The organism is Paenibacillus sp. MBLB1832, assembly GCF_032271945.1.
Lineage (GTDB): Bacteria > Bacillota > Bacilli > Paenibacillales > NBRC-103111 > Paenibacillus_E > Paenibacillus_E roseopurpureus.
In genome coordinates, this window is the sequence record NZ_CP130319.1 from 842,842 (window position 1) to 867,782 (window position 24,941).

Annotated in this window: 15 protein-coding genes and 1 pseudogene; 13 read left to right on the forward strand and 3 right to left on the reverse strand. The window is 51.3% G+C overall.

Annotation, left to right across the window (positions count from 1 at the left end):
- Window positions 1-16 precede the first annotated feature (16 nt).
- From MJB10_RS03860 to MJB10_RS03880, 5 genes are all read left to right on the forward strand, one after another.
- Window positions 17-919 carry a carbohydrate ABC transporter permease gene (locus tag MJB10_RS03860; protein ID WP_314801898.1) on the forward strand — a complete coding sequence of 301 codons (903 nt, stop codon included), beginning with the start codon at window positions 17-19 and terminating at the stop codon, window positions 917-919.
- Between the two features lie 87 nt (window positions 920-1,006).
- Window positions 1,007-2,929, forward strand: a complete 1,923-nt coding sequence (locus MJB10_RS03865) for a type 2 periplasmic-binding domain-containing protein (protein ID WP_314801900.1) — start codon at window positions 1,007-1,009, stop codon at window positions 2,927-2,929.
- A 233-nt stretch (window positions 2,930-3,162) separates the two neighbouring features.
- Window positions 3,163-5,838 (forward strand): carbohydrate-binding protein, encoded by a 2,676-nt coding sequence (locus MJB10_RS03870; RefSeq protein WP_314801901.1) that lies wholly within the window; start codon window positions 3,163-3,165, stop codon window positions 5,836-5,838.
- Between the two features lie 33 nt (window positions 5,839-5,871).
- Window positions 5,872-9,213: an OmpL47-type beta-barrel domain-containing protein gene (locus MJB10_RS03875; RefSeq protein ID WP_314801903.1), complete on the forward strand. Its 3,342-nt coding sequence runs from the start codon at window positions 5,872-5,874 to the stop codon at window positions 9,211-9,213.
- 127 nt (window positions 9,214-9,340) lie between these two features.
- Window positions 9,341-9,589: a hypothetical protein gene (locus tag MJB10_RS03880; RefSeq protein WP_314801905.1), complete on the forward strand. Its 249-nt coding sequence runs from the start codon at window positions 9,341-9,343 to the stop codon at window positions 9,587-9,589.
- Window positions 9,590-9,609: 20 nt separating this feature from the next.
- Here the strand turns inward: MJB10_RS03880 and MJB10_RS26660 are convergent.
- From MJB10_RS26660 to MJB10_RS03890, 3 genes and pseudogenes are all read right to left on the reverse strand, one after another.
- A pseudogene (locus tag MJB10_RS26660) lies at window positions 9,610-9,762 on the reverse strand (hypothetical protein); the annotation flags it as partial.
- 176 nt (window positions 9,763-9,938) lie between these two features.
- Entirely contained in the window at window positions 9,939-10,253 is a 315-nt protein-coding gene (locus MJB10_RS03885; protein ID WP_314801907.1) for a hypothetical protein, read from the reverse strand.
- Between the two features lie 506 nt (window positions 10,254-10,759).
- Entirely contained in the window at window positions 10,760-13,177 is a 2,418-nt protein-coding gene (locus MJB10_RS03890; protein ID WP_314801908.1) for a glycoside hydrolase family 9 protein, read from the reverse strand.
- A gap of 263 nt (window positions 13,178-13,440) precedes the next feature.
- Between MJB10_RS03890 and MJB10_RS03895 the strand changes: the two genes are divergently transcribed.
- The 8 genes from MJB10_RS03895 (at window position 13,441) to MJB10_RS03930 (ending at window position 24,856) form a co-directional block, all read left to right on the forward strand.
- Window positions 13,441-15,828 carry a helix-turn-helix domain-containing protein gene (locus MJB10_RS03895; protein WP_314801910.1) on the forward strand — a complete coding sequence of 796 codons (2,388 nt, stop codon included), beginning with the start codon at window positions 13,441-13,443 and terminating at the stop codon, window positions 15,826-15,828.
- Between the two features lie 257 nt (window positions 15,829-16,085).
- Complete coding sequence (locus MJB10_RS03900) at window positions 16,086-17,054, forward strand: ABC transporter permease (protein ID WP_314801912.1); 969 nt, start codon at window positions 16,086-16,088, stop codon at window positions 17,052-17,054.
- A 14-nt stretch (window positions 17,055-17,068) separates the two neighbouring features.
- Complete coding sequence (locus tag MJB10_RS03905) at window positions 17,069-17,956, forward strand: carbohydrate ABC transporter permease (RefSeq protein WP_314801914.1); 888 nt, start codon at window positions 17,069-17,071, stop codon at window positions 17,954-17,956.
- 71 nt (window positions 17,957-18,027) lie between these two features.
- Window positions 18,028-19,608, forward strand: coding sequence for an extracellular solute-binding protein (locus tag MJB10_RS03910; protein WP_314801916.1), 1,581 nt, complete (start codon window positions 18,028-18,030; stop codon window positions 19,606-19,608).
- 84 nt (window positions 19,609-19,692) lie between these two features.
- The gene (locus tag MJB10_RS03915; protein ID WP_314801918.1) at window positions 19,693-21,489 is read left to right on the forward strand and encodes an amylo-alpha-1,6-glucosidase; all 1,797 of its coding nucleotides are present in this window, start codon (window positions 19,693-19,695) and stop codon (window positions 21,487-21,489) included.
- Between the two features lie 77 nt (window positions 21,490-21,566).
- Window positions 21,567-22,445 carry an NAD(P)-dependent oxidoreductase gene (locus MJB10_RS03920; RefSeq protein ID WP_314801920.1) on the forward strand — a complete coding sequence of 293 codons (879 nt, stop codon included), beginning with the start codon at window positions 21,567-21,569 and terminating at the stop codon, window positions 22,443-22,445.
- The gene (locus MJB10_RS03925; RefSeq protein WP_314801922.1) at window positions 22,433-23,977 is read left to right on the forward strand and encodes an HAD family hydrolase; all 1,545 of its coding nucleotides are present in this window, start codon (window positions 22,433-22,435) and stop codon (window positions 23,975-23,977) included. The genes MJB10_RS03920 and MJB10_RS03925 overlap by 13 nt, the downstream gene beginning before the upstream one ends.
- 33 nt (window positions 23,978-24,010) lie before the next feature.
- A complete protein-coding gene (locus MJB10_RS03930) occupies window positions 24,011-24,856 on the forward strand; it encodes a sugar phosphate isomerase/epimerase family protein (protein WP_314801924.1) in 846 nt (281 codons plus the stop codon).
- Window positions 24,857-24,941 lie beyond the last annotated feature (85 nt).

The window sequence follows — 24,941 nt, forward strand, 5'->3', positions numbered from 1 at the left end:
AAAGAGAGGTGCAATCATGAGTTACGAAAGTTCTGGATACAAGGTATTCAAAGCCATCAATTTCACCATTATGCTGCTGATTATCGTAGTTACCGTATATCCCTATCTACATATTACAGCCAAAGCCTTGAATGAAGGATACGATACGATGCGGGGTGGGCTGACCATATTCCCACGCAGCTTTACCTGGGAGAATTTCAGTGTGCTGCTCCGCGACGCAACCATGCTGCAGGCGTTATACATTACCATATCGCGAGTGGTCGTAAACACGTTCTTATCGCTAATTGTGACGTTCACAGCAGCCTATGTGATGTCCAAACCTCGATTTCCTTTTAAAAATACGGCACTCATGATTCTCGTCATCCCGATGTTCATCCATGCCGGGCTAATTCCGACCTATGTCCTTTATTCGAAAATTGGCTTGCTGAACAATTATTGGGTTTATATTTTACCAAGCCTGTTCAGTTTCTTCAATATGATTCTTATTCGGACTTATATTCGGAGCTCGGTGCCGGAGAGCCTCGAGGAGTCAGCTAAGATGGATGGAGCGGGGGAGTTTACCGTCATGCTGCGAATTATTCTTCCGCTATGCATGCCGATTCTGGCTGCGATCACGCTCTTCGAGGCGGTGGGTTCATGGAACGATTGGACGACGACACTCTATTTTGTAACAAATCCTGATCTCTTCACCCTCCAATATAAGCTCATGCAGGTCATTAAGGAAAGCGAGAGTCTGATGAGGCTGATGGCTGAGGCTGCGCTTACCGGACAGGATACGTCCCAGATGCAGTTCAGCGCTACACCGGAATCTTTAATCTCCGCTCAAATTGTGTTGACAACGGTGCCAATCATCATGGTGTATCCGTTCCTGCAACGATATTTCGTCAATGGGATTATGATCGGCGCCGTGAAGGAATAGCCGTCATCGAACGTTTGTGAAGATAACAACCCTTTTTACCAGAGGGGTTATCGAATACAATGTTATAGAAGAAAAGGGAGGAAATGTATGTTGAACAGAACGAGCAGCAAGCTGGCAGCATTGATGTCACTGCTGATGGCGGGATCTGTGGTTGCCGGGTGTACAACCGATAAGCCGTCAGTCGAGAAGGAGAAGCCAGGCACCGAAACCACCGCGAAGCAGACAGACTGGAGCAAGGTAAAGGATTCTTCGGAGCTTCCAGAGTGGAAGGGCAAGCAGTTGTCTCTCCGGTACTGGGACGCACATGGCACAGGGAATATCAAGCGCATTTCGCCAACACAGGATGTAGTTAACTCCGAGATTAAGCGGGTCACTGGTGTCGAATTCGACAAGAATACCTCGTTCGACAATGGAGGAGAGAGTCTGGATGCGAAGCTGGCCAAGGTGGTCGCAGCGAAGGATTATCCCGATATTGCCTCCGGCATCGGGGGGGATACTATGGCGAAGCTGGCAGCCTCTGGCGCCATCTATGAGTTGACGGATTTGCTTCCGAAGTATGCTCCCGACATTTATAAAGGGCTGCCGAAGGAGAAGTTGCCGGGTCTGTGGAACGGTCCCAATATTGTCTCGCAGCAAGACGGCAAAATCTATGGTGTTCCTATCAGCACCTCTAGTGTGTGGAGCTCGATCCTTTATCCCGATACGCCAAATATCATGAACCTGGGTGCGCTGCCGAGTAAGTACGGCTTCCTCTATGTTCGCGACGATATTCTGAAGCAGCTCTACCCCAATGTCAAATCGAATAAGGAAATCGAAGAACTGTACATAAAGAACGGCGGTAAATTCAGCAAGGAAGAGCTGTTCGATGTTCCAATCAAAAATAAGGATGATTTCTATACCTTTCTTAAGAAGATCAAGGATCTGAATGTGAAAGAAGACGGCAAGCCGGTCTCGCCGTTCTATGCAGCCACTGGCGGCGACAACTGGAATCTGATGACGATCTTCGGCGGCCATCTGTTTGGACGCATTAACGGAAACGGGCCGGACACGAATTACTTTACTTATTTTGATAAGAAGACAAACAAGATGGAATACATGTTCAAGCAAACCTCCTTCATTGATGAACTTAAATTCTATAACAAGCTGGTGCGCGATGGCCTTGCCTCCAAAGAATCACTCATCGATAATGCGAGCGCTTTCAATCAAAAGAGAGATTCTGGTCAGTATGCTGTACTGATGCAAACCAATGCACCAGATAGCGCTGCATTGAAGAAGGCGGGCAAAACCTATGAATACCGCAAGGTGTGGATGGACATCGTGCCGGATACGAGCCGATTCCTGCTGACAACTGGCTCCGCGCAAGGCGGGGGTAATTCCTTCATCATCTTTAAGGATAAGGTTAAGCCGGAAGACGTTCCGCAAATACTTCAATACTTCAACTATCTCTGGACAGAGGCAGGTAAGAAGGTTGTGATGTGGGGACCGAAGAGCGCAGGCTTGTTTACTGAAGAGAATGGCGTCCGGAAATTCAAGGATGTCGATCTTGAGAACGAGATGGTGTATTCCAAAAATACGGCTGCAGAGAGCAAGCGAAGTTATTATAATCTGGAGCAGCCGAATGTCATGACGTTCCGTCCGAGTATTATCGTAAATAACTTTGACCCGCGAGTGACATATCCGCCTGTGCTGAATCCTACGAATGCAGGCTTTAAGTTCGACCCAATCTTTCAGCTTAAGGATGCTGCTGCGGACCGCACCACTTCCATCGATCCGAGCTTCTATAACTTCTCAACAATTGATGCCATTAAGAAATTTACTACGAAGCGGACGAACTTCGAACTGGCGCTGACCAAAATTCTGACAGCGGCAAACGATACGGACTTCGATAAGCTCTATGCCGATTTTCTCAAGGTAGCCGAAGAGAGTGGAATGACGGATGCCGGGCTTAAGGACATGGATACGTATTATCGTGAGGTGCTGAATAAGGAATACATGAAGAACATTAAGTAAGGCAGAGGGGCAATCGACTAAAAGAAACCGATTGCCCCTTTCCTATATATTCATTCAATGAGGCTTGACTTCCTAGGCAGGCAGCCCCTTTCCCAGGGCACCTCTCTACTGATCGTAATGTAAGCGTTGACAACCTGGAAGGGGGTGAACGATTTCTGAGAATAACGGGTTCATGCAAACGGTTCATGTTGCTACTGTTATCTCGCGGTTGACAAGAAGAGAGGAGCTGAATCATGGAGCCAAGAATGGAATCCTTGTGGAGCAAGTGTGTCGTGGTGGGGTTATTGGCATGCATGTTGTTGAGTATGCTTGTGTTACCTGCGAAAGCTAGTGTGAACGTTCTGCGAGTCGAGGGAGAATCGTATAGCGCGGGCTATAACATTAGCAAGACGAGCACGTATGTCGGCTGGTTTGATGCTTACGATTGGGTGCGATATGACAATCTCGACATGACAGGCTATACCGAGCTGAAGCTAAACGCCAATTTCATGAATGCCAATACGAAGATTGATGTCATCCTTGATGCTGCAGATACAGGAACGTCGACGACTTTAACAGGCGGGATGGTCATTGGTACGATGAACGGAACCACTCCGGATGTGAATGGAACGACTTTCACTAGCCGAACAATCAAGCTGAATCAACAGGTATCCGGTTTCCATAAGGTATATTTGCGATTCTTGGTTACGACAGGGGGTTCTGCCTCAGGCCTAGGATCTATTGACTGGTTGGAGTTCTCCAAGCTAGCGCCGACCCTCATTCAGGCAGAATCTTATTCAGCGGGGAGCGGGGTCACCAGGCAACCCACCTACGTCGGCTACATTGACGCCTATGACTGGGTACGTTACGACATTGTGAATCTCACCGGGTATACGGATATCACCTTCAACGCAAGCATTACGAAGGGCACGACGAAGATCGATGTCTTGATGGACGCAACCGACAGCGGCGGTGTGATCAGCGGCGGGACCAAGATCGGCTCTTTGGAGGGTGCCGTTGTCGATAAAGACAGCAACACCTACAGTCTTCGAACCATCAGCTTAAATCAGCAGATACTGGGCGTCCATAAGCTTTATTTCCGCTTTCTAGTGACGACCGGAGGCTCGGCTTCGGGACTTGGGAATTTGGATTGGTTTGAACTGTCAAGGACACCCCCGAGTAATGCAGACCTAAAGCAGCTGACGGTTAGTGCGGGCATGTTGCAGCCGGCCTTCAGCTCCAGTGTGACGGCTTATACGCTCACGGTGACCGGCGGCTCCACGAGCCAAGTGCAAGTGACGCCGCAAACCTCCGATGCGACGGCCTATTTCACTTTTAATAACACGAGTTACAAATCAGGATCTTCTATAGCGTTAGATACCAGTCAAGTTGGACAGATGCGGTTCACCGTTGTCTCGGAGGAGGGCAGGGAAAAGGTATATACCATCGCCGTGCAGCGGAGGAACGACTTAATGTACTACGTGGCTGATAGTTCAATTGCAAGCGATACGACCGGTACGGGTTCGAGCACAGCCCCGTGGAGAACCCTTGCCAATGCGTGTGCGAATGCGCCGGAAGGCTCTATTATTCAGGTGCTAGAGGGCAATTACGATGAAACCAGCCCTTGCCTGTTGAAGAGCGGCACCAGTATTCAGGGACAGGGAACGACGAAAACCAAAATTTTTTCCAAGATCACTCACGATATGCAGGGTAGTGGCTGGAATTATGACGAGAATAAATTCCTTATTCAGGTGCGCAATGGCTCGAATGCGACGATCAGCGACCTAAGTATTAACGGCAGAATTTCTGATTCCTCCCGATCCCATGCGGGGATCTTCCTCCACGATTCAAGCCGTATGCTGATCCATGATGTAGAAATCACTGACTTCGATTTTACAGCGATCTGGATTGCGAACGTGACGAATGTCCATATTTACAACGCTGAGCTGAACAAATATAAATTACCGACGGACAATACCTGGAACCGGTCTGGGAACATCATGCTCGGAGATGCAACGGATACGACAATTCACGACTTGAAGGTGTATGAAGACCGGGGCGGTGACGGGATGGCTACCATGCGTTATGGCTGGAAAATGAACCCGTACCAGCAGTTCCCCCCAGGCACGGATTATTATTTGAAGCTGGTGCGCGTGTTATTTTACAACCTAAATATCGATGTTCGGCAGCAGGGCTTATGGGGCAACGGGCAGCCAGGAATTGCAATTGAGCTTTGGAGCGCTGACCCGACGGATACAGAAATATCACACAGTACCATTAACGATAATCTCTCTATCGCGGGAAGCAATAAGTCGGGCCAGGCACACAGCGTCAGAATTCACCATAATGATTTAACGCAAAGTCCGAGGAATGGGAGCATCTACTCCTATGCGATTGAAGCCATCAACCCTAATATCGAGATTGACCACAACTATATCAAATACGGCTACTATCCAATAGCAGATTTCTCTCCCGATAAGCGGTCAGGCCATTTCATCCACGACAACATCTTCGATCGGCTGGAGGGGATTGATGTGTTGCATTACCGAGGGGGGGTGAGCGACACCAAATTTATTAATAACATCGTCGTGCTGGATGACAACGTGCGTGATTACGAGAAGGGAAATTATCCGTTCATGATTCTTGGTGGAGGTACGGCCGACAATATAACGATTAGCAGCAATATACTCTACGAGGCAGGCACTTATAATAATGGGTTGTTTGTGAAACCTCAGAATGCATCTGCACCGCCGACGCTTGGCGCGAACTTCAAGGTCAGCAGCAATCTGTTTTTCAATTGGAGCACGTACGGCACAACACCCTCGACTTCGAATCCATTGTTGGATCTGAAACGGTTCAGGTTAAGCAGCGGGACACCTGTATACGGATTAGGGTTCCATGACATCCAAGGTGTTCCTATACCGAAATAAGTCTTGTTCATTTAGAAAGGGGTAAAATGGCCTATGTTTGCAAGAGCAGGTAGTAGATTAGGAATAAAATCACTGATATGCAGTCTGATCGTTTCTACGGTGATCGGCGTCCTTGGGACGCCGGCTTCCGCGGCACTGTCACCGACTCGTGTGGAGGCGGAAACGTACACAAAAGCCGCGGGCGTTGTTAAGCAGCCTACCTATGTCGGCTTCATTGACGGCTATGACTGGATTCGGTATGACAACGTGGATTTGACGAACTACACGGATCTAGCGGTCTATGCCAGCATCGTGAAGGCCAATGCCAAGATTGATGTGATGATGGATGCCACGGATGACGGCATTAATATTAGCGGTGGCACCAAGATTGCCATGATGGCTGGTACAACACCTGATCCGAATGCGACGACATATAGTCTTCGTAAGCTTCCTCTCATGTTTAAAGCTTCGGGCAAGCATACTTTGTATTTCCGGTTTCTAAATAATAACGGCGGCACATTACCTGGAATCGGCAATCTCGATTGGTTTGAGCTAAGCCGTACACCCTCGAGCGAGGCTAGCCTGAAGCAAGTGACCGTTGGCCAGCAGGCATCCCTTCAGCCGGCCTTCACGCCGAACAGCACTGCCTACACGGTCGTTGTATATGATGATGTCCCGATTGTTGAGCTCACACCGCAGGTAACCGACACCGGCTTTGCGAACATCAGCATTAATGGCGCGCAGCAAGTGGATGGAGCACCGTATCCGCTGCCGACAGCTCAGGCGAGCAGTGCAGTCGTCACGGTTACAGCTGAGAACGGTAATCAGAAGGTGTACACCTTTACCGTGGAGCGACGTCAGCTGCTGTCCACGTATTATGTTTCGCTCCAAGGCACCGATGCCGGTGACGGGTCGGCTCAGCAGCCATGGAAGACCTTATCCTATGCATGTGACCATGTGCCGACGAACCGTGGTGTAACCATCCAACTTGCCGAGGGTACGTATGAAGAGAATACGACTTGCAGTCTCCCTTCCGGGGTAAGCATTGCAGGGGCAGGAATGACCAAGACGATTATCAAGCCGAAGGTAACTCATGATATGAATGGTGCAGCGTGGAATTATGATGATGCTAAATTTGCAATTCATGTTAGAGATACTGCCAATGTATCCTTCCATGACTTCAAGCTGGACGGCAAGATTGAAGAGACGGTCCGTGCGCATGGAGGACTATTTATTAAAAAAGGGGAAAACCTGCTCATCCACGACGTGGAAATGGATGATTTCGACTTCTCCGGTCTTTGGATGACGGAAATCTCCAATGCCAAGCTGTATAATTCCGTGTTCCTGAAGAAGGGCTTTATAGGGGAGAACACCTGGAACCGGACGGGGAATGTCATGTTTGGCAAGCTGACGGACGTAGATATGCATGATTTGTTTGTCCGTGAGGATCGCGGTGCGGACGGCATTGCCACAATGGAATACGGTTGGCGTCAGCAGCCATACAACCAGTTCCCGAATCAGGATTGGTATATTGATCTATACCGGGTGAAGATGTATAACCTGGATGTGGATGTACGCCAGAAGGGGTTATGGGGGAATGGCCAGCCGGGGATCGCGATCGAGCTGTGGGGAACGGATATTAACGATGTGGAGATCAGCCACAGCATATTCAGCGACAATCTGTCGATGGCAGGTAAAAATTCTAATGGCACCCAAAGCGTTCGGATACACCACAATCAGTTCCTTGCGGATCCAGCGGGGCCAAACGGATATACGTATTCCACGGAAATTATAAGTCCATTCGCCGAGATCGATCACAATTACTTCCACAATGGATATTACCCGATTGCCGATTTTTCATCTGATACGAAGGAAGGCATACGAGTTCATCACAATGTGTTTGACCATAACGAGGGAATTGATTTCCTGCACTTTAGAGGCGGACTGAAGAATTCGCAGTTTACCAATAACGTGGTGATTATCGGTGATAACCTGAGGGATTTTGATAAAGGCAAACTGGCCTTCGCCACGCTGGGGAAAGTGTCAGACGGTTTGGTTGTTAAGAATAATATTTTCCAAAATGTTGGTAAGATTACTAATCAAGGTACCTTCATCGGGCACTTCAACGCCACGGATTCGTTAGGCAGCAACAACATCATCGACAACAACCTATTCGACCAATGGAAGGAAGCGGGGACGAACGCAGTAAGCAAGGATCCGCTGATATCGCCTGATGACTTCCGCTTCCGCTTCGATTCCCCGGCTATCGGTATGGGGATCGAACAGATTAATACCGAAGACATCGGACTCCCGATCGATTTTCGCTGGGCAGAGCTTACAGGCCAGCCTGTGGATCGCATCTGGTTGAACCAGTCCGCTGTACAAAGCGATGTTCCTGGGCTCATCGACCTAAAGGTTGGGGAGTCGCTAGACTTGAAGGTTACGGGACGGAATGAGGATGGTTATGTCATAGCGATACCACAGCAAAGCATTACGTATTCGGTAGAGGGTGTGATTGGCTCTGATCCTTCTGTGGTCAATGTGGATGGGTCTGGTAAGCTGCAGGCACTCGACGCCGGGATCGTGAAGGTGACTGCCATCGTTACGCTTAACGGTTCCACACGGAAATCCGCCGTTTACGTGACGGTTCGTGATCTGAATCCCCCTGTTACAACAGCTCAATTGACGCCTGACTCTGCAGCTGGATTAAACGGCTGGTTCGTCAAACCGGTCAATGTCGTGCTGTCAGCAACAGACGATGCCAAGCGGCCGCCAGCCACTACATACAGCCTCGATGGGATGAACTGGCAGCCATATACACAGCCTGTTCCTTTTACAGTAGATGGTGACTATACCTTGCATTATCGCAGTATTGACATGGCCGGTAATACGGAGGCTGCAAAATCGCTTGCGATTAAACTGGATCAAACGAAACCGACAGTGACATTCTCCGTCTATGAAGGAGCGGTTTTCCATGTAGATCAGATCGTGCAGATCAGTTGCTCCGCCACCGATGTCACTTCGGGCATCGCCTCCTCAAGCTGCCCATCCCTGAATCAACCTGCTTATCAGCTGGCGCTCGGAGCGAATACCTACACCGGTACTGCGGTTGATCAAGCAGGCAATGCCGAGAGCAGTGTGCTGCATTACACAATCGCTGTGGACTTCTCGAGCCTGCTCAGGCTGACGCAAGCGTTTGTAACGAAGGAAGATGTGGCTGTCTCCTTGGCCGATAAGCTGCAAGCTGCTGCAGTCTCTCAAGAAAGCGGGAACCCAACAGCCCGCAACAACCAGCTTAGCGCCTATCAGCATCTGCTATCCGCACAAAGCGGCAAGGCACTGACTTCGGAGAAGGCTGCGATCCTGCAGCAGTATGCTGATGTGTTGAAGCAGTAAAAAACGCATTGTTTTATTTAACCCATGATCTGGTTATTTTACAGGGCATGGGTTTTTCCTTATTCCATCGATGGGGGAGCTACAAAATCAACGACTTATACGTTAATTGGAGTGAGGTGATTAGCTAATGATGAAAATGAGTTATGTATTAATGTTGCTTTTGGGGGCTGCTTTAGTTTTTACGGGATGTAAAAACATTAAAAAAGTCGCAGATGTATTTCAAGGTTCTGTTATGGTGGACAATGCAGGTCCAGCTACTACGGTGAATAATACTTTTAAAAATATAAGCAAGGAACCGATCATGGTTGTTGGAAGGGCCCGATATGCTGAAATATCTTTGGGAAAATCCCTGAGATATATCCCATATTCCAGATAAGGTCTGTCATGAAGAGAGCCCTGGGCAGATTGCAGCTCAGTATGCCAAGCCATTACTGCTGCCCCTTCATGTTCTCCGATACCAGACACAGGCATCCATCCGCAGGAGCCTTCTTTAACGTGGCTCTTGTCATAACCAGAGGCGGGAATAGATACGTATCCGTCTCCCTCTATATAACCAGTTTAGTCTTTGGAACCGGTATGTCTGCCTCGATTTGGACTTTTATTTGTGTAATGGTACCGTTTCTAAGATCATAAACACCAATTAGTCCTTGCGCGCCGGCATTTCCTTTGGGGTCCACCACCGATACGGAGATCCGCTTTTCGGTTTGAATCTCGCCTTCCGTCTCCTAGAGAACAAGCCAGTTCTCTCCATGTATAGTTTTGATGGCAAACGCTACACCCTCGAAAAGTATTAATCTGCGTCCTGCTTCGTCCCCGTTTGCAGTTTGCGAGAAGACATTCGAATTCATATGTTCAATCTTTCTGACGTGGGTGACTTGGGCGAAAATTTCATATAATCGCGCAGCTTCCGATCCGTGATTACCAGAAAAATTTACGTTTATCCAATGTTCGGTAAAACGATGGTTTGTCAGAAGTACTTCAAAACTTATTTGTAATTCAGGTTTTTGACCCGAAAACACCACTTCATAAAAATTTGTCATTCGATTTTATAAGGAAAGCCAGCAAACCCTCGTGTCGTGTTTGCTGGTTTCTTGCACTTCAAAACTTATTTGTCACCCAACATGTGTGGTGTGGTATCAGTATCATCATCCTGCCATATTGGAGCGTTGGGTAAAAACAGAAAGTATCATTGGACATCCATGGAAGGGAATCGGTATGGCCAACATTCAAAATATCGGGTGACAATTAAGTTTTGAAGTAGATAATAATAATACTACTGACCCTTTCTCTACATCAAAATAATAGGTATACTTTATTGCCAGAGAATCGGCTTTTACAGATCGATAGTATGTGTCACGGTACTCACAATCGGGGTTGGAGCAGACGTAGGCCGTGTTCCAAGCTTGATCAAAAGGGTTGGAAAACCTTGTTAATTAATTGGTCAGTCGTAGTTTTTTGTATAATGAGAGAATGAATTATTAAATGGAAAGAAACACCCCTCGTCACCATTTTCATAGAGACGAGGGGTGTTTCTATCGTGCTGCCCTTATTGAAGAGTCAAGCTGATGTAGTCGGTCTGTAGGGTGTAGCCGGTGCTGCTGGTATTCTTACCGGTTACGGTGAATTTGAACGTCTGATTGCCGCTGGACGTGAACGTTTTATTGCCGAGGTCGAACTCTACATAAGTGGCCACGGATGCATAGTTGTCGAAGGTGGAACCTTGGTTCGTTCCACCGATGGACAATTGATAGATGCCGCGCGACGTGTTCTTCTTCACTCTGACCTTGACGTCATAAGTGCCGGCTGCGGGAACGTTGACCGTGTACTGGATATAATCGTTCACTGCATTGGAGTTGAACATATCGCCTTGCCCGCCGCTGAAGTTGGAGTCGGTGTTAATCGCATGCGTATCACCGCTGGACATCGTCGGCGTCAACGCTTCGGTTTCGAAGGTGTAGACCGTACCAGGAGTTCCCGATGCACTCGTCGTCACATTCAAGGCATTAGAAGCAGCCGAAACGTTTCCTGCCGCATCCTTCGCCTTGACGGTAAACGTGTAGGCGGTACTCGGGGAAAGGCCTGTCACTGAAAAAGTTGTGCCGGTAGACGAGCCTGCAAGTGTGGTGCCTCTGTAAATATCATAGCCGGTAACGCCTACATTATCCGTCGATGCCGTCCAAGTGAGGGACACGGTCGTATCGGTATTACCAGTTGAAGCGAGTCCGGTCGGCGCTGCAGGCGCTTGCGTATCGCTCGAACCGCCGCCGCTGCCCGAGTTGGCAAGCAGCATCGTCATGCCGCGGAAGTAAGCAGCTTGAACGGTAATTGCGGTTTCCGAGAATTGATAGGTTGTTGTATTGGAGAACGTAGGAGCATTCGGCGAACCGGTCGTGATATAAGCTCCTGGGAGCGCTTGATTCTCCAAGGCGCGATCGGCAGTCGACCGCAAATGGGCCTGTGTAGGGTACTTGGAGGTTTTCTTCGTCGCGATAAAGCTGTAGTTCGTATTGTTGCGTCCGAACATCCAAGCCACCTGATTGACGGCAAAATCATAATAGGAGCGAGTGCCGGTCTTCTCATAGATCCACAGCGCATCGCGCACTTCGTTCAGCAGCGGGCCGTCGCCGCCGAAGCCGTCATTCAGCGGACCTGGGTCGACGCGGTAAGGGTTCGTCGCCGCTTGCGTAATCCGAGTGTCTGTCAGCCCCTTCAGGAAATTCAGGATGTTCGTCTTCTGCGTAGCGGTTCCATACGGGTAATATTCGATCAGAGCGGCCGAATCGGCGCCATCCACCCAGTCTCCTGTTGTCAGATGCGAATTGACGACAGGGGATGCGTCCGTCAGGTAGTTGGAGTCACTCGTCGCCCGATACAGCTCCGATGCCGCGGCGACCAGTCCGCGTTCATATTTGGAGACGCTTGTGGTATCCGTGGAGTTGGCCTTGGCCCACGTATACGCCTTTTTCGCATAGTCAAGATATTTGGCCGCCGCAGTCGAGTCATAGCTGTTCCAGACGCGGGAGGCGATCGCAAAGCCTTGCGCCACACGCATCGACAAATCGCTGGAGCTGTCAGTATTCAACACGCGATCGTCGCTCGTCCCGTTGATATTGTCTGTCTGCAGGTCGGGATGGCCGTCATGCGGGTATGATGTGCCTAGCAATTCCTTGTAAGTGGCGCCCGTTGGCGTGCTGCCGCTCTTGATCATCATGCGCGACATGAAGTCGAGGCCCGGCTTCGACTTCTCCACCAGATCGGGGATGCCGTCTCCGTCTGCGTTCAACGTCCATTTCGAGGAATAGTCTTCATAACCGGACAGGAGCTGGTACACGACATACGTCGTATTGGAAAGAAATTTCCCGTAATCGCCGGCATCGAACCAACCGCCGTGCACATCAACATGTCCGGTGGGAGTGGAGGCGTCGTCCAGAAAGCTGGGGCCGTGGCTGCCTGTTGAACCGCTGAGCGCCGTCCAGCTGACTGTCGCGTCCGATGTCTGCACGTCCCAGTATAGAAACGTTTTGGCTGTATCGAAGGTCGTAATGTCATAGACGGTGCTGCCGATTCTGAACGGATAAGAGGTGAGCCCATTGCTCACGATCTTGTAGGTTCCGTCCACTGCCGACCAGCCGCCTAAGTCGAGCACGTATGTGTCGCCCGTTGATCCCGAGCCGTGCCAGCTGTTTGAACCGCTCCACTTGGTCATATCGCCTGCCGTGCTGGAATAAACCACTGTTCCGTCACTGTCTTTGACGATTTGGAAGCTCAAGCTGACCGTTGAGCCTGCGGTCGTGCCCAGCACAGCGAGCTTGCTGTCACCAGCCGAATAGCCCAGCTGATTCACATAGATGGTGCCGGTAATGGCGGCATAGGCCGGTTTTACGGCTGCAGATGTTCCGCTAATGACGATACCGGTAACTAGACTGAAGGCGAGTAAGGCTTTGGCCAGTCGTGGAGTTTTCATCATTCGATCTCTCCTTTATTGTTTGAAATGGTGAGAGCGCTCTCAAAACAACAATATGGGAAACGTTTTCAAATGGGCAATCATGCATTTTCGAAGCATCTGTCATTTTCTACGTCGTCCTCACGGGAATTGCCGTGAACCCAAGCGGGACGTGCCATTCAAGATTCTATGAAGCGAATGGTGGTGTGGCTGAACACTCTCGCCAATGGGATTGACAATGTGCTACACTGTAACCGTTATCAAATGGGCCAGGGGGGAACGTTATGAACATGAACGAGGGGGCAAGCTGGCGCAGCAGGATGACGAGACTCGGCGGAGCGGTGGAGGGTCGGTTTCGAAGCGTATTTGCACGTATACTTGGCTCCTTCATTCTGGTTATCCTTATTCCGATTTTGGGTCTCGGTTTTTTGTCTTATTTCGTATTTGCGGGCGCATTGCAGACTGAAGTTGAGAAATCGAATGGTCTGATGTTGCAGAAAACGTATGAGAACGTCGAGCAGAAAATGGCGGAGCTCAAGCAGATGATGTATCAGACGGTGCTGACCGTCAACACGAGCAGCTACGACGTGCAGCGAATGAGCGAAGTTTCGAAGGCACTGGCACGCGCGGAGAGCACGAATAAATTCATAAAATATATCTACGTCTATTATCAAGATTGGGATCGGATACTGACGCCGGAAGGGATGTATTACAAGGATTTCTTCTATGATGAGGTCTACCGCTATCCGGGCATGGACAAGGGAGAGTGGTACCGCAAGCTGTCCCAACGCAGCGACTTTACCATCTTAAGCACGCGCGCCATTCTGATAAACGGAACGACCGAGAAGGACATGATTACGTTGCTGACCTCCTTTCCGCTTTTTGATGAAGGGCTGAAGGGAACGCTTGTGGTGCTGGTCGACGAGAAGGAGCTCTTCTCGATGCTGGGCTCCGTTCGTAGCGGCAGCGGACAGAGTGAGATGGTGATTCTGAATGCGAAGAACGAGCTGATCTCAAGCACGGATCCCCAACTCGTCAATAGCGGCATTTTAACCTCACATCTGCTGAAGAAAGCGGGGGAGGGAGGAGTTGGAGAGAACAAGCCGTTTGAAGAGGAATTAAGCGGCAAACGCATGTCGGTGTCCACTTTTGCTGCAGAGGTGACGGATTGGAAGTATATCGTTTTCACATCGCTTGACCATATTACCTCGAAGGTCCGATTCGTTCGGAATGCCACCTTCCTGCTCAGCTTCTTGCTACTGGTGGTTGGGATTCTGGTTGCCACTCGGGTGGCTAGAAATTTCTATCGGCCCATCGTTGATATTATGGGTCTGTTTGCGTCGGAGACGGCGGAGGGAGAGGGAGCGCCAGTATTTGCTTCCATGCAAGGGAAGAGTTCGGACGAATTTGCTTTTATACGCAGCCATCTGAATTTCGTCGTCGAGCATAATGCGAAGCTTCGACGGAGCGTCGATCGGGGCAGGAAGACGGCGAAGGATCACTTTATCCGATCGCTGCTGCTCGGTCAAGAGGCGGCATCCGATGACGCAGATCCCGACATACAAAAGGCATTCTCCTATCCTTATTATACGGCTGCTGCTGTTCTTATCCATGAGAAGCTGGACGAGGATGGGACGAGACGAGCGGCGGGAATGCTTGCCGTGAAGCAGGAGATCGTGAACCTGTTCGAGTCGCTCGCCAGTCAAGAGCGAGGGCTCAGCGCCTTACTCACAAGCGTCGGGCCGAATAATGTGTCGATTCTGCTAAACTTCGCAGAGGAGTCTCTGCTTAGGGACCGTCTCTCCCAATTGGAAGGGATGCTGGCTGAGCTGGCTTTAGCAGGGCGATGCACCATTGCCGTGTGCGTAGGCGGTATGTATGAAGAATCGCAAGCCGTCAATCGAGCGTATGAAGAGGCGCTTAAGGCGCAGCGCTTCCGATTGATTGAGAAGGACGTCCAGCTGATCTATTATGCAGACAGCCTCGGCAAGTACGGCTCCTCCGCTTACGTGCATTATCCGGCTGAGATGGAGAAAGCGATGATCGGGCATCTGCTGTCAGGCGACAAGAGTAAGGCGTTAGCGGCGCTGGAGCTTGTTATCGAGAAGAACACGCAGGGTAACTTGACGGCAGAGAAGCTGCAGAGCCTTCACAAAGAGTTGTGGCGTACTGTCCATAAAGCGCTGGAGCGTTCCGGATCGAGCCGTGAGCAGGTGTTTGAAGGCGCGCAGTGGATGGTGCCGGCGGGAGACGCGCCGAGCGACCTCTCCGAGCTGCACGATCAGCTGCAAGACGCGTACGGGCATGTGTGCGAGTGGTTCTACCGGCAGAAGGAGAGCAAGAACGAGAAGCTGAAGGACCAGATGCTTGTCTTTCTTCAGGAGCATTATAACAGCGATCTGTCGCTCGATATTGTCGCCGATCGATTCGGGCTGCATCCGAAGTACGTCAGTCGATATTTTAAGGATCAGACGGGCATTAATTTCGTCGAGTATTTAAGCATGGTGCGCATTGCTAAGGCGAAGGAGCTGCTGGAGCGGGAGCCGGATTTGAAAGTGAACCGGATCGGGGAGCTCGTCGGATTTGTGAACACGAACACGTTTATCGCAGCCTTCAAGAAACAGGAAGGCTTGACGCCGGGCAAGTTTCGCGAGCTACTAATCAAGTCGTAATGTCGAAAGCAGATGCCTCATCTTCCGATTGATTGGGAGTGGGGCATCTCGTTTTTTCTACGCAAAACGGGGGCGGTGTCAAACTGTGACGCCAAGCGTGGCGCGGGTTGAAGGGCTTTACCTAGAAAAAACGAGATGACAGGAAAATGCTCGATTTCCCTTAGGCAGATCGGCTTATACAATAGGGGTACGTCGCAAGCTGAAAGCGCTTGCTGACAGAAAGTCGAAGACATCCAGAGAAAAGGACGGGAACCGATATGATCCATGATCCTCCCCCAGAGGTCGATTCCAGAGCCGCTCCCCCGCGGGATGGGGTGCTGCTGCGAGCGCTGAAGCATGCCTGGCAGGATAAATATTTGTTATTCATGCTTCTCCCGGGCCTTGTGTATTACATCCTGTTCAAATATTTGCCAATGTACGGGATTGTCATTGCGTTCGAAAAGTACAGCGTTTTCAAGGGGATTACTGGAAGTCGTTGGGTAGGCTTGAAGCATTTCCAAGACTTCTTCCAGGGGCCTGATGCTTGGAAGCTGATACGCAACACGCTTGTGCTGAATTTATACGATCTTGCGTTTGCGTTCCCGGCGCCGATCGTGCTGGCGCTAGCCTTCAACGAACTGCGCAGCGGGCTGTTTCGCCGGGTGACGCAGACTGTGAGCTTCTTGCCGCATTTCATCTCGATGGTGGTGGTGGCAGGGCTTGCCGTCAATTTCCTTGCTCCCAGCTCTGGTATTATTAACAAGCTGCTCCATGAATGGTTCGGCGCGGAGCCGATCGCCTTCTTAGCGAAGCCGGAATATTTTCGGGGAATCTTCGTATCGGTGAACCTCTGGAAGGAAATCGGCTGGAGCTCCATTCTCTACTTGGCTGCCTTATCCGGCATTAATCCGGAGCTGTACGAGGCTGCATCGATCGATGGCGCAGGGAAGCTCAGACAGGCTTGGAGCGTGACGCTGCCCGGCATCCTGCCCACCATCATGATTCTGCTCATCCTCAAGCTCGGCCATATGCTTAGCTTAGGCGCATCAACGATTATTCTGCTCTACAATCCATCTGTCTATGAGACAGCCGACGTCATCAGCACGTATGTGTACCGGCGCGGGCTCGTTGGCACCGATTACAGCTTTGCAGCCGCGATTGACTTGATGAACTCGGTTGTCGGCATTCTGCTCATCTTCGCTGCGAATCGAACCAGTCGGCGATTGACGGAAACAAGTCTTTGGTAAAGGAGGTGTTCATCATGCGAACACAAATTCGATTGAGCTTGGGAGATCGGCTTGTTCACATCGCGGCGGTCGCTTTCGTGCTCGCTGTCGCGGCGGCTACATTATACCCCTTTCTCTATGTCTTCTCCTCCTCCATTAGTGACCCGAAGGCAGTCATTCAGAACAAGGTGCTGCTGCTGCCGGTCGGGTTCAGCCTGAAGGCATACGAAATTCTGCTTCACTATCGCCCGGTACGCGTCGGGTTTCTGAACTCGATCTTCTATACCGTGGTCGGCACGTTTATTAATATGGCGCTAACCTCGCTGATGGCTTACCCGCTTTCTCGTAAATCGTTATTTGGCCGCAAGGCGGTCATGTGGCTGGTGACGTTCACGCTACTGTTCAACGGGGGCATGATTCCGACGTATCTGGTCGTCAAGGAGCTCGGGCTGCTCGATACCCGTTGGGCGCTCCTATTGCCAGGAGCAATCGCGACATGGAACTTGATTCTGTTGAAGACGTTCTTCGAGAGTATTCCAAGGGAGCTGGAGGAAGCCGCTACGATCGATGGCTGCAGCTCAATGCAGACGCTGCTTCGAATCGTCATTCCGCTGTCGATGCCTGCAATCGCTACTATCTCGCTCTTCTATGCGGTTGCTCATTGGAACAGCTGGTTCGATGCGCTTGTTTATTTAACCGATCACAACTTGTATCCAATCCAGATGTTTTTGCGCAGCATCGTCATTTCGAGCCAAACGGCCGATATGATGGGCGACGGGGGGGCATCGCTACAGGATATGCTGATGACCGAATCGATCAAATATGCGACGATTATGACAGTCGCCATTCCGATGATGATCATCTACCCGTTCGTGCAGCGTTACTTCAACAAAGGCGCGATGATTGGCTCTCTTAAAGGTTGAGGCGGCTCGCACATGCGGGCGTTTCAATAGAAGCAAGATCAGAATAAACATAATCCAAGGAGGCGTGACACATGCCCAACAAATGGAAGAAGACAGGGGTAATGGGACTGGCAGTCATGATGATGGCTGGCGTGTTCGCAGGCTGCGGCACATCGGATACAGATAAGACCGATACCGCCAAGAGCAAGGAGGGCATGGCATCACCTACTGCTTCGGCAAATTCAGCCGCTACGCAGATGCCGATTGTGAAAGATAAGCTGACGCTCGATTTCTTCATTAAAGACCATGCCACCAAGCCGATCACCGGCAATGAACCGCCGTTCGTCGAGCTGGAGAAACGAACGAACATCCATTTCAACTTCATTAAGACGGCAGATGGCTTCGAAGACAAGTTCAAGATCACGCTCGCTTCCGGCAAGCTGCCCGACATCATGCAATCCACAAGCATCAACGATGCGAAACGGTATGGCATGGAAGGCGCCTTTCTGCCCCTTGACGATCTGTTGAAGAAATTCGGACCCAACATTCTAAAAGTGATGAAGGATCGGGGCATTGAGAAGGACGTAAGGGCTGCCGACGGCAAAATATACGGTATTCCGTTAATCAACCCTGAAGGAATTGCTCACTCATACATGGTCCGTCAGGATTGGCTCGACAAGCTCAATCTGAAAGCGCCGAACACGCTGGATGAATATTACAACATGCTGAAGGCATTCCGCGACAACCAGCTGGCGGGCAAGGATACGATTCCGCTAAGTATCTTCGCAAGCGGGGCAGGCGGCATCTATGCGATTCACAACATCATGGAAGCGTACAATTCCAACTATGAATTCATGGTCAAGGACAACAAGTACGTATACGGTCCTGCGGAACCGGGTGCAAAGGATGCCTATGCATATGTGAACAAACTGTATGCGGAGAAGCTGCTTGATCCTGAATTCGGACTCTTGTCCAAGAAGCAATGGGAAGGGAAAGTGTCGACAGGCAATGTCGGTTCGATCATCTACGACTCCGCGAGAACGGACTTCTTCACGGACGTGCTGAAGAAGGATAAACCGGGGGCTAAGATGGTAGCTGTCGCCCCGCTCCAAGGCCCAGACGGCAAGCGCCACATTATGCAGCCGAATCTGTTCGGCAATCTCGTTGTGCTGGGCAAGGATACGAAGAATGCCGAAGCGGCAGTCAAATTTTTTAACTACATGTTCAGCGATGAAGGCAGCATGCTGCTGTCATTCGGACTTGAGAACGATTCCTATGTGATGAAGGACGGTAAGCCTCAGTACACGGATAAAATGTATGAGGCCGACGGATTGTTTAAATACGGGATCGGCCGCGTATTACCGTTTAACCCAAATCCGGCAATGCCGGAGCAGCAACGCAAGGGTACGCTCACAGCAGATGCGATCAAGCTTCAGGCGCCATACTGGGTGAAGAGTAACCCGACCTTGAACTTCATTGACGAAGAGAACGACATCATCAAGAGCAAGTCGACAGGCGTAAACGACGTGCGGGACAAATACTTCCTCCGCTTCGTCATGGGCGAAGAGCCGTTCACAAACTGGGATAAATATGTGAACGATCTGAAGAAAGCAGGGCTTGATGATCTGCTCAAGGTATACAACGATGCGTACCAGCGTTATCTGAAAAACTAGCGGATGAATCCGGGGTTGAAGCGAGCGCGCAGTTTGCGCCGCTTCAGCCCCGAAGTGTTCAAATGGAGGAGGATCGATGTAGTTATGAACAGATACGTAGATCAACTCATTCAGATTTTTGGCGAACAAATGGACATGAGCCACAAGAATGTGTCCTTCAGCCCTTTCTATTCTGATATCGGGCTAGGCTTTCGTGATCGCGGGCTCGGTATCAATCAGCTGTTTCTTCATTATAACCGGATGACGACGGAGCTGGGCTTGCCGTTCCTGCAGCTTGAGGCGGATGGTGAAGAGAAGGTGGCTCAGCGATCCTTGCTAGGCGTCAGCCAATGCCAAGGCGAGGCGACGGTAAGGATCGCATTTTACGAGCATAATGCCTGGATGGTGGAAGCAGCCGGATTAAAGAGGCTACGGTTCGAGCTTTGTGATTCGATTTTTCGCGAGCTGCGGGTCTTCGAGGAGAATCGTATCGTTACATTCGACGCGTATTTGCCGACAATCGAACGCCTTAAGCGGGATCCAGACGAGTGGTATCCCTTCTCTCTTGGTCTTTACGCCGTCATTGGGGGGCTAGCGCCAACTATTGATGAGAATGGTATCGTTTCTGTGGAAGTGTTGCCTGATGACGCTGGTCGAATCGTACTCGCGTTCGCCGAACAGCATTTGGAGATTGATCGGGCGCGGTTGAGGGAAACGCTGCTCCAAGCTCCTGACCAAGCCTCGCAAGCGGAGGTACTGACGAGAAAATGGCTGGAAGAGGCACTCGGTGGATTCCAAATTCATACAGAAGAGGAGTGGGAACGAGGTGTGCTTGCGAAGGCAGTGTATGCGCTGCTGTTCAACGCCGCCAAGCCCCCGGGCCTGTTCGCCGGTCGAGTGGCTTCATTTCCGGCCCGTGGCGATTACCCCACACATTATTTGTGGGATTCGTGCTTTCAGAATTTGGCACTGGAGCAGATGGAGCCGCGACTTGCAAAGGATGCGCTGCATCTGCTTATCGACAATATGCGGGTGGACGGCAAGCAGCCGCATTTCCTCTGCTCGACTTGGATAAAACCCCATCATTCCCAGCCGCCGCTGGTAGGGTGGGCAGGACTCCGTCTTGTACAAGAGCGCGGTGATCTGGTGCTTGCTGCCAAGCTGCTTCCGGCTCTGCTGCGCAATACACGATGGTGGCTAACTCAGCGGATGACCCGCAAAGGCCTAATCGCAGCGCTTGGAGGTGGCGAGACAGGCTGGGATAATACGCCTCGCTTCGACCATGGGCCTATTATCGCTTGCGACATGAATGCGTACCTGCTAATGCAGATGCGATGCTCGGTTGAGCTCGCCCGATTGCTTGGAGACGAAGCGACGGCCTTGGCCGCGGAGGAGCAGGCAGACGGCTATGCTTCAGTAATTAGGCGTGTGCTGTACGATGAAGATGCGAATTTGTTTCGCGACATTCGGCTTGAGACGGGTGAGCCGCTATCGGTGCTTACACCCGCTAGTTTCTTACCGCTGCTAGTCGATGTCGGGCTGGAGGAAGGGAAGGTGCGGGCGATGATTGAACGGTATCTGCTTAATCCAAACCATTTTTACGGTAAATATCCGTTTCCCAGTGTCGCTTATGACGACCCTTGCTACACGCCCGACAATCATTGGCGGGGCCCCATCTGGCTTCCAATCGCCTACTTTATGCTGGAAATTCTGCGTAAATACGGGTATCTCCAGGAGGCTGCCGAGGCGTCGGATCGACTGTATCGCATGATTATAACGGACGGTGACATCCGGGAGAACTTCAACTCGCAGACCGGTGAAGGCTTGCGCTCGTATCAGCAGGGTTGGACTGCAGCTATTCTACTAAAGCTTCATGCAGAGCGAGAGCAGTTGATGGTATGAACCAAGTACATGGGAATCAGCACAATATGAATTTGGATTGCGAAAGGCACGACTTGAGAAGAAGGAGGTTTCGATCGATGACGTTGAAACACACGCAAGATTTGCCTCTGCTCGGTTTTATCGGGCTTGGCGCCATGGGCGGAAGAATGGCACGCAATTTGCTGAAAGCGGGCTACCCGCTCTATTCGTTTGATCTCGATAAGGACCATTTGGAGGCATGTGTACGCGAGGGAGCCTGCAGGGCTGAATCAGTGAAAGAGGTTGTCGACACAAGCGATATTGTGCTAACGAGTCTCCCGACTTCGGAGGTATTCGTTCACGTAGCAGAGGAGGTGCTTCTCCCTTCTGCGCGGCAGGGACAGATCTTTATTGAGCTAGGCACAACTGTGCCTGCCGATATTCGCCGGCTGAGCGCACAATTCAGCGAACGCGGAGCGTTGCTGCTGGATGCACCGGTCACAGGCTGGATTACGGGAGCGGAGGAAGGGACGCTGCGCATCTGGATCGGCGGGGATGAAAAGGCATATGCCCGGTGCCTGCCGATTCTACGCGTGATCGGCGATCCGGAAAAGCTACATTACTTCGGAGAGAGCGGGAACGGGCAGGTGGCGAAGGGGATTAACCAGCTGCTCTCTGGCTTGCAGGCCGCCGCTTTCATGGAAGTAGCGGCGTTCGGCGTCCGATCCGGTCTTTCTCCAGATTTTCTGGGAGAGTCGTTCGGCTACAAGTCGGGCTTCCCGAAGACGGTGGAACGCATTGCCGGAGGCTCGGGCGAAGAAATCGGCGTTAACTTTCAAGAGCTTCGATATTACTTAAGGGAAGCGGAGGAGGGAGGCTTTGCGCTTCCGTTGACCGAGGCGCTGCATGCCTTTTGCAAGGATGGTGACAAGCTTTCGTTGCAGAAGGGACAGCCTACGCCATCATTCTGGAGGGAGTTAATCAAATGGAAACCATGATCGATAAGAAGGCGAATCAGGAGTTTGATATTCATTGGCTGCCGTTGACGTTAGACGGCAAATATTTGCAGGATGTGGCCAAGCTTGCAGAAGCATACGGGGTATCCGCTGTCCATCTTAGTCATCGTCTCGTGCATCATGCCGATGAAGTTCGTCACGACGAGGAGCGTCTGGAGCGAGTGAGGGATGCCGTCAGGATGTTTCGTGCGAGCGGTCTTGACGTCTGGTGCTGGACGCATGAAGTATCCAAGCCCCCGGAGGTGTGCATTGGACGAGACGGACGTCTGCAACTCGAGCATCCGGCATTATGGGCCTATCTCGAGCAGAAATATGAGGAAGTGCTTGTCGAGCTGCTTCCTGGTCTTCGCGGGCTCGTGCTGACGTTCGCCGAAACCCAATTCGAAGTGTATAAGGAGCATAAGGTCAGCTCGCTGTACACGGGAGAAGATGCTCGTGAATACAAGACGGGCAAATTGGTGGACGCTCTGAACGGGATCTGCCGCAAGCACGGGGTGCGGTTGGCGATTCGAGATTTCGTGTATCGGCAGCCGGAGATCGACTCGATGCTGAAGGCGATCGCGGCAGCAGATGACGAAGTGGAGGTCATGAGTAAGTGCGTTCCGCACGACTGGCAGCCTTATTATCCTGATAATCCAGTCATCGGACGGACCGGTCGGAAACGGCAGTGGGTTGAATTCGATCTGGGTCACGAGTACGAGATGCAGACCGCGCTTCCATTCGCCGAGCCGGACTTGCTCTGGCGGCGTATTCGCGATGCGAGGACGGCGGGGGTTGAAACCTTCTGTCTCCGGTTGGACCGCTATGACGGCAATGTCGGCAGCAGCGCCATTTATAAGCCTTGGGGCCGCCTCGAGCTGCTGGTGTTCTCGCAATGTGCCGCACGGCCTGGTATCAGCTGGCGGGAAATCGTGGCCGAGTGGGAGGCGACGCAGTTCCCCGGCGCCGGCGAAGTCGTCATGCTGGCCACGGAGGTCATCCGTCGTATGCTGTTCCCACAGAAGCTATGGTTGGCCAATCATTCGAACCTGCCATCCTTCAATTATGCGCAAGATCATCTGAAAGGCGGAAATGCGGACCGGCTGCCGATATGGACAGGTTCTGCTGTCGATGCTCTGGCGGAGACATTCTGCGATCGACCGAATAGGCAGTGGTATGATTTCTTATGTGCGGAAACGGAGAAGAATGCGGTTCTTCTGCAGAGAATTGATGCGATCATGAAGGTACGTCCTGCGGCTTGTCAAGCGAGCGACGAGCAGGCCTGGCAGGACGGCATCTCCGCTCTTCATGCTTGGGAGGAGCTGTTCCGACTGTACCAACAGGCGTACTTCGGCATTCGATTGTTAGAGAATGAGCCTGGCGCTATTACCGTCAGCGCTATTACTGAAGCGATCGACCGGCTGGAGGAGGCATGCGGACGCTTTAGGGAGAACCATCCCGACTTTATGCTGACGGGCGCACCGGCTTGGGAGATGCATGGGCTTGTCATTCGGAGCTTGCGAGACCGATTGTAGGAAGCAGGAAACGATGGAGAGAGGCGATGTGGCATGGGAGAGGAAAAGCTGAATAATCGATTTCGGGAGCGACTTGGCCTATCGACCATTACCTTTAAGGATTATAGCCTGCAAGATGCGCTTACTGCTGCTGTTGAGCTAGGCCTGTCGGTTGTGGAAGTGGGCGCTCTGCCAGGTTTTTGTCCGCATATGGACTGGAAGAACGCAACGCTCGAGGAAGAGCTGGAGATCGTGAGGCTGCTCCTTTCTACTCCTCTCCGGCTCCAAGGGTTTAACGTAAAGGGTGATTTCAACGATCCAAAGATACAGCCAGAGCTTGTCTTACTTGACGCACGCCGTGCATTGCGCATGGCGGCAGCCGCTGGAGCCGATGCGGTCTGCTTCGGCGGAGGTGTGAAAGCGGAGGCATCGCTTGTTCCCGGGCTCATTCGCCAAGTGGCGCCATATTATCGCACGCTGGCGAGGGAAGCGGAAAGCCTCGGCCTAGCCGCCGTTATTGAAGCGCCCCATCGCGGCGGGCTGCTTCGCACGACGCAGAACGCGATGGACCTGATCGAGGCGATCGATCATCCGAACGCCTATCTCGTCTTCGATTGCGCGCACCATCATGCGTCCGGCATCGCACTTGACGAAGCCATTCGAATCGTCGGGGATCGCATTCGATTCGTTCATCTGCGGGATCGCTTAGGGGGAAGCAACTGCTACCCGCTTGGGAGCGGGGAGATCGATTTCGCGCAAGTCATCCGCATGCTGGAGCAAGTCGGCTATAGCGGAGACTACGGCTTCGAATTTCCGGTCGACGGCAAGTCGTTGGAGGAGCTTTCTCAGCTCGTGCGGCAATCCATCGACTTTATGGAGAATGGTTGTGTACTCAGTTAATCACAAAGATGCTCCGGATGTATGAAAAGAAGTGCTGCATGCGGCTATGAGAGAAACTAACGACAAAAGGCTATATTTGCATTAT